Annotated in this window: 4 protein-coding genes; 1 reads left to right on the top strand and 3 read right to left on the bottom strand. The window is 45.8% G+C overall.

The window, feature by feature from the left end:
- Positions 1-41 precede the first annotated feature (41 nt).
- Positions 42-1,799, bottom strand: a complete 1,758-nt coding sequence (locus B7L70_RS11360) for an acyl-CoA synthetase (protein WP_081228292.1) — start codon at positions 1,797-1,799, stop codon at positions 42-44.
- 197 nt (positions 1,800-1,996) lie between these two features.
- Positions 1,997-2,824 carry an EamA family transporter gene (locus tag B7L70_RS11355; RefSeq protein ID WP_081228291.1) on the bottom strand — a complete coding sequence of 276 codons (828 nt, stop codon included), beginning with the start codon at positions 2,822-2,824 and terminating at the stop codon, positions 1,997-1,999.
- Positions 2,825-2,923: 99 nt separating this feature from the next.
- Between B7L70_RS11355 and B7L70_RS11350 the strand changes: the two genes are divergently transcribed.
- Positions 2,924-4,852 carry a glycoside hydrolase family 15 protein gene (locus tag B7L70_RS11350; protein WP_081228290.1) on the top strand — a complete coding sequence of 643 codons (1,929 nt, stop codon included), beginning with the start codon at positions 2,924-2,926 and terminating at the stop codon, positions 4,850-4,852.
- Here the strand turns inward: B7L70_RS11350 and B7L70_RS11345 are convergent.
- Positions 4,799-6,730, bottom strand: coding sequence for a beta-CASP ribonuclease aCPSF1 (locus B7L70_RS11345; RefSeq protein ID WP_081228289.1), 1,932 nt, complete (start codon positions 6,728-6,730; stop codon positions 4,799-4,801). The two genes, B7L70_RS11350 and B7L70_RS11345, sit on opposite strands and share 54 nt — an antisense overlap.
- Positions 6,731-7,002 lie beyond the last annotated feature (272 nt).

The following is a 7,002-nucleotide window of genomic DNA, read 5'->3' as shown; positions in this document are numbered from 1 at the left end:
TATTTATCGTGATTTTGAATTGATTAATTTGCTGTTTACCATTATACCTTTAACGTCTTTATGTCTGGGAAGTCATCCTCGAAGTACTCATGCTCGCCTTTAACGCCCTTATTTCTCTTTTCACGCTCAATTCCCCTAAGCTCAACACGCCTAATCTTACCGCTTATGGTCTTTGGCAGCTCTGGTACGAACTCTATGACCCTAGGCCTCTTGTATGGGGCTACGTTCAACCTAATAAACTTGAATACGTCGTGCGCCAAGTCCCTACTTGGTGTGTAACCTGGTTTGAGCACTATGTATGCCTTTGGTACGAAGCCCCTTATTGGATCAGGACTTGGCACCACAGCCGCCTCCGCAACAGCTGGGTGCTTTAGCAAGTCGCTCTCAAGCTCGAATGGGCTTATCCTATAGTCGCTTGATTTGAATACATCATCTGCACGACCAACGAAGTACAAGTAACCCTCATCATCCATGAAGGCAACATCGCCAGTGAAGTAGAGACCTAGTCTAAAGACTTCCTTATTCTTATTCTCATCGTCATAACCAACCATTAGACCGAGGGGTCTAGGACTTGTCCTAACTGCTATGTGTCCATCCCTGTTAACGCCCACGGGATTTCCATCCTCATCCACGAGAACTATTTCATAACCAGGCGCTGGCTTACCCATAGAGCCAGGCTTTATCTTCATGCCTGGGAAGTTCCCAACCATGAGTGTAGTCTCAGTCTGACCGTATCCATCGCGTATGTACTTACCCGTTGCCTTATACACGCGCTCAATAACCTCTGGGTTTAACGGCTCACCGGCGCTAACAAAGCTCTTTATCTTGTCAAGGTTGTACTTGGTTAGATCCTCGAGTATTATCATCCTCCAGACAGTCGGCGGTGCGCATAGTGTGTCCACTCCGTAGTTCTCCAGGACCTTGAGATGGTTCGCTGCACTAAACCTGCCGCTATAGTCGTAAACAACTGTTGTCGCCCCCGCATTGAAGGCCGCGAAAAATGTTGACCAGGCCCACTTAGCCCATCCTGGGCTTGATATGTTCATGTGCCTATAACCTGGCTTGGCGCCAACCCAATACATTGTTGTTAGGTGCCCAATTGGGTAGCTAGAGTGGGTGTGCATGGCCATCTTTGGCTTCGCCGTTGTACCTGAGGTGAAGTAAACGAGCAGCAATTCATCCGTCCTCGTCCTAACACCCTGGAAATTCTCGGACTTACCACTCACCAACTCGTAATAATCCAACCAACCAGGGCCCTGCTTACCAAGCGATATGAAGTACTTGACGCCTAGCTTCTCAAGCCTATCCCTAATTTGGTTAACCCTATTGACAACCTCTGGATCAATAATCACAGCCTTGAAATGAGCCCTCGATGCCCTATCCTCTATATCCGATGGTATCAGTAACGTCGTTGCGGGGGATATAACGGCGCCTATCTTCATGAGCGCTAGGAATGACTCAAAGAGCTCAGGCCTATTGTTTAGCATTACCATGACAACATCACCACGCCCAACACCCAAATCAATTAATGCATTCGCCAACCTATTAGACCGAGCCCTGAGTTCGCCATAACTAATTACCTTAGAGTCGCCGGACTTGAGTAATTCATCGTTTATGTAGACGAGCGCTGGGTTTGTGGAATTCTCGGCTAAGTACTTGTCGAAGTAGTCAATGGCCCAATTAAACTCACCAGGGGGTGGCCATTTGAAGTTTGCCCTAGCCTCCTCATAACTACCAGCCTTTAGTAGTACATCCCTCTGCCTGAGAAACTCATCAATAACCTTTGTGCTTAGACCCATGATTATTTAGTGCTTTAGCGAATTAAAAGTTTTACCTTAAGCAGCATTAGATAGTGTATGAGTGCGGTATTGCGTATATTAATCTATACTTTAATCGTCAGCTCGTCTCTTCCCAAATCACCTATTCATCCATCTCATCGACCCCTCATCACCAGTAAGTAAGAGGTGGTGGTTGCTTAAAAATTAATTTCGTGCCTTCACATTCCAATGATTGACGCAATAATTATGCCTGCTATGACGACTATGAAGCCCATTATTGCCCTAAGGTTTAATCTCTCCCTAAGCTTAATTATGGCGAGTACTTCCGTAATTACTGGCGATAGGGCTGTTATTAATGTTGGCACCGCAATACCTGCATAATCAACGGATAGCACGTAGAGAGGCCCACCGATACCATAACTAATGAGTCCCGCCAGGAAAACCCTACCGCTAAGTTTTACCCTTATCCCTTCAACGACTGCCTTAACTATTAAAGCGCCCGCCATGAGTATTATACCTCTTATGAGTATTATACCCCAGGGGTTTGTATACTCATAGACCTTGTAAAGCGCTAGAAATGAGAAAGCATAGAGCACCGCTGAGAGAATGGCCATGACGTAACCATAGAGTTTACCCCTACCTGAACCCATCAGTAGGTAAAGCCCCAGCACTATCAGTGCCGCGGGTCCTATATAGACCAGGTACGATGGGCTAACAATAAGGAGTAACAGCGGTAGCAGCACAACGTATGAGTAGGAGATAACGTTTGCTATACCCACGTCGGCGTACCTAAGTGATATCAGGAACACGTACGTACCAAAGACAGGACCTAGAACCGCAAATAATGAACCGTAGACCCATGCAAACCCGTTCAGTGGGGGCTTGAGTATGGCTAAGGGTATTGATAATACGAAGGCACCCAGGGAGTTTGATACCAAGTCATCCAATGCGCTATCCGTGGCGCCGATCCTGTAGAGTATTGGCGATACTGCCCAGGCCACCGATGCTGCCAATGACAAAATAATACCAAGTATGTAATACGACATCACGACCAACAAAACCCCTGTAATTAATAGTATTTAAAACGTACGCTTCGAAAACCCTTTATGCGCCACATTTAAAGGATTAGGGGTTAGCATATAGGAGTGCCAGGAAGAATTGTTTACCTGATCATCGGGATAGTATTATTAGTAATAGGTGCATCGATATTGATATTATCGATTATCCAAAAACCGCAGACAATACAATTCCCAACAAACACATCATCACCAGCCTACCTACTACTCAGCAACTGGAGGAACCTGAGCATCTACATATCCACGGGATACCCAATACCAAAACCAGTATTGAACGGTGAGGAATCAAAACCGCCATCAATACTCCAGGTGTTTTATGGTAAATACGGGCTATTGAAAATGAACATAACAATAACCAATACTGGCAATACCAAATCAGCCTACCTCACGCTAAACAATACGGTGATCATCAACGAGGAGAACGGATCCACAACAATAATCCTACCACCAAACTACACGTCAATATCCATAATCCAGAGGTCAATCACAAATACCAGCATAGACATATTCGTACCCAGCACCTATGGTTATGTCGTAGTTAATAGCGATTATGTAGTATTTACGAGCCCATTATTAATGAGCGTTTATTCAAATACAAGCCTATCATTGAGAGGGGTGGGTGGTTGGCATGTAATTAGTGCTGGTGGTAATGGTACGTATTACCTGGTAATCACCCTAGGCTCCACTAAGGCGATGCCCATTGATTACCTAATCTACATAAATAATCACGAAGTCACCCAGTGGTTAAGTATGGCTAAGAAGCCGAGGTTAAACGGTGCACTACTTAATGAGTACTACCTAAGCCTATTACTGCTTATGGATGATCAAAACCCCGTCACCGGCGAGTTCGTAGCATCCCCAGAGCCTGTTTATTTCTACTCATGGGTTAGGGACTCATCATTTGCTGCAATGGCATTACAGGAGGCTGGTTATTATGGGTATGCGATGAAGTACTGGTTGTGGATGTGCAGCGCCCAGAACTCAAGCGGTACCTGGTACACACGTTATAACTTCTGGAGTGGATCGCCGGATACCACCTTCGGCATACCCGAATACGACAGTATTGGACTATTCCAACTGGGTGTTTGGCAATTCTATGAATACACCCATAATAAGTCATTCCTTATGACCGTTTTGCCATGCATCAACAAATCATTGATGTGGGAGCAAGGCGCAATCATTAGTAATGGTGGTTTAATACCAAGGGACTTAAGTATTTGGGAGGATAATTATGCATACAATTTCTGGACACAGGCAATAGATGACCTTGGCCTATACGCGTCAGCGAATATATACAGAGCCCTAGGGCTAAACTACACGTGGATACTTAGGTTAGCCAATGAATTAAATGAGACTATACAAAGCCACTTCTACTCGAAGGGCTTCTACTCGCAGGCGTTGATGGAAACAACACTTTATACGAGCAGTGGTTCAGAAACAATTTATGAACCAAATGGCATACCAGACTCCTCAGTTATCCTGCCCATAGCGCTTGGTTGGATAAACCCACATAGTGGGCGGGCTATTAATACCGTGAATAAGGTAGTGAAGGTATTACTTGTTAACGGTGGATTGGCAAGGTTTCCGGGTGATGATTACCATTACGATTACGCCCTCTACGATAGCACGGCACCAGACCCACCGTGGGTAATAACAACGCTATTCCTGGCCATGTACTATGAGGATGTTGGTAACTCCACAGGTGCCCTGCAATTATTGAGTTGGTGCGTTGAGCATTCGCAACATGGCCTATTGCCTGAGGCGGTGGATCCTAGGCTTGGCTATCCGCTACCAACAACATCACCATTGACTTGGTCCGCTGCCATGTATGTTATGGCGGCAATTAATTACAAGCCTAAGCAGGGGTTTGTTTTAACGATAATTATGTTATTGGCTGTGGTTGTGATTATGTTGTCAATAATAATGTTTGTGGTGTACGGTAGATTAAACAAGCCTTATGCTCTCTCCGTTACTCATGAAGACGGTGGGTATCTTTAACTGAAGCTCTAGCGTGAGTGCTAGGTTCATTATCTTGGCGGGTTCCCCGTGAACTAGCATTATCTTGTGGGGTTTGGGCTCCATATTCCTCACATAATTAATCAACTGCCTCCTATCGCTATGCCCTGAAAAGCCGGGTATTGACTCAACCTTCATCTTAATATCGAGCGTAACCCTATCGGAGTAATACCTAACCGTTAATTTCCTCTCACCCTGCTGTATCCTCCTACCCACGGTATTCTCCGCCTGGTAAGATACGAAAATAAGCATGTTCCTCTCATCCTCAGCAGCATGCACGAAGTAGTCCATTATTGGACCACCATTGAGCATACCGTGCGGTGCAAGTATGACTGCCGGTGGACCCTGGAGTATCTCCATGACCTGCTCCTTACGCTTCTCCGGATCCCTAGCCCTCTCTATGGGCTTAACGTACTCGCTTAGGAATGGGTTGACGCCATCGTATATCATCTCCCTAAGGGTCCTGTTCAGGTAGTCCGGAAACATTAAGTGCACATTCAGCGTCTCCAGGACCATACCATCCACGTATATCGGCACCTTGGGCAACTGCTTATTATTAATGGCTTCATTAAGCACCAACAGTACCTCCTGAGCTCTACCCGTACTAAAGACCGGGATCAAAACCTTACCCTCATGCTCCACCGCATGCCTAACGAGCTCCACAAGCCTCTGCTCACTCTCCTGCCTTGGTGATTGAACATCCTCCTTACCACCGTAGGTACTCTCCATAATCAACAACTCAGCCCTCTTGAACCTATTATGGGCTGGATTCAATAACCTGGTTGGGCCGTACTTCATATCGCCTGTGTATATTATGTTGTATAGTCCATTACCAATATGCAAATGAACAACTGCCGAACCAACCTCATGACCTGCATCATAGAGCATCAACTTCGTGTCTGGCGATATGTCGGTTGGATGATCGGCATAATCGAGGGTAATAACGTGGTAGAGCGCCGCGGCTAAGTCCTGCCTACTGTATGGTGGTACCCTACCCTCAGACTCGGCCTGTTCGATATAGTCGGTCAGGAGAACCTCCATTAGGTACTTCGTCGGTTCCGTCATATAGACCGGGCCCTTATAACCATACTTGAATAGGTACGGCACAAAGCCTATGTGATCCATGTGCGCGTGTGTAATCACCACGGCATCCAGGTTGTCAAGGTCTAAGTCATCTATTAGTGGTGCCTCATCCCCTGAGCTTGATGGTTTAACGCCACAATCGAGAAGTATTGAGCTCTCCCTGGTCCTAACCAGTATTGCGCTCCTACCAACCTCCATCTGGGCTCCGAGACCTGTCACCGTGATCCTCGCATCCCTGTAAATAGGCTCCCTGTGTATCCTCATACCAAGCTTCTTCAGGAAGTCAAGTCTCTCCTTGGCTGTGGATAATTGTATCTGCTTCACGATATCTATGTCGGACCTGGGTAAGTCCTTACCCATCTCAAGGGCAGTTGGTATTATCCAGGGCTTCCAACCAGTCTCAGCCAAAATATCCTTCTCCAACTTACCCCTCTCCCTAACCGGCCTCTTTAGGTATATGTAAACCTCACCGGTTGGTTCATCAACTACGATATCATCGATTACGTTAGAACCAACGCTCTTGGTGACCATGTCCGTGATTACCTTCTTCAACTTATCAACCTCCCTAATCCTGACCTTCGGGTCTCCCCTAATGATTATGTACTTCTTCAACTCCTTAGCCAAGGTCTTTATGTACTCACTATGCTCCATTAAGTACCTTGGATTCATTACGTAAATTATTACGTTGGGACCCTCAAAGTCGACCCTAGAAAACTTTGCGTCCGGTGGTAGGATCTCCATAATCTTCTTCTCCATCTCATCTCTTAAGGAGGGCATAATCAAAACCTCAAGGACGGGACAATGAACAGAAAACCAACTTAAAAAATTATCTCCAAAAACAACAACAGGGAACTAGATGCAGCGAGTAAAACCGATAACTAAAACTTAAAAGCAAACATCAATCAGCAATTACATGCCAAGGGAGGAGTACATAAGGTACAGGTCCTTCGATGGTTCGGAAATAACCGCATTCACAGCAACACCGGAAACGGGCTATAACGCAGCCGTCATAGTTATACACGAGATATTTGGAATAACAGAGTTCATAC

The sequence above is a fragment of the Vulcanisaeta sp. EB80 genome (genome assembly GCF_002078205.2).
Note: the sequence above shows the minus strand (reverse complement) of the source record. Positions and strands in the feature narration are given on the sequence as shown.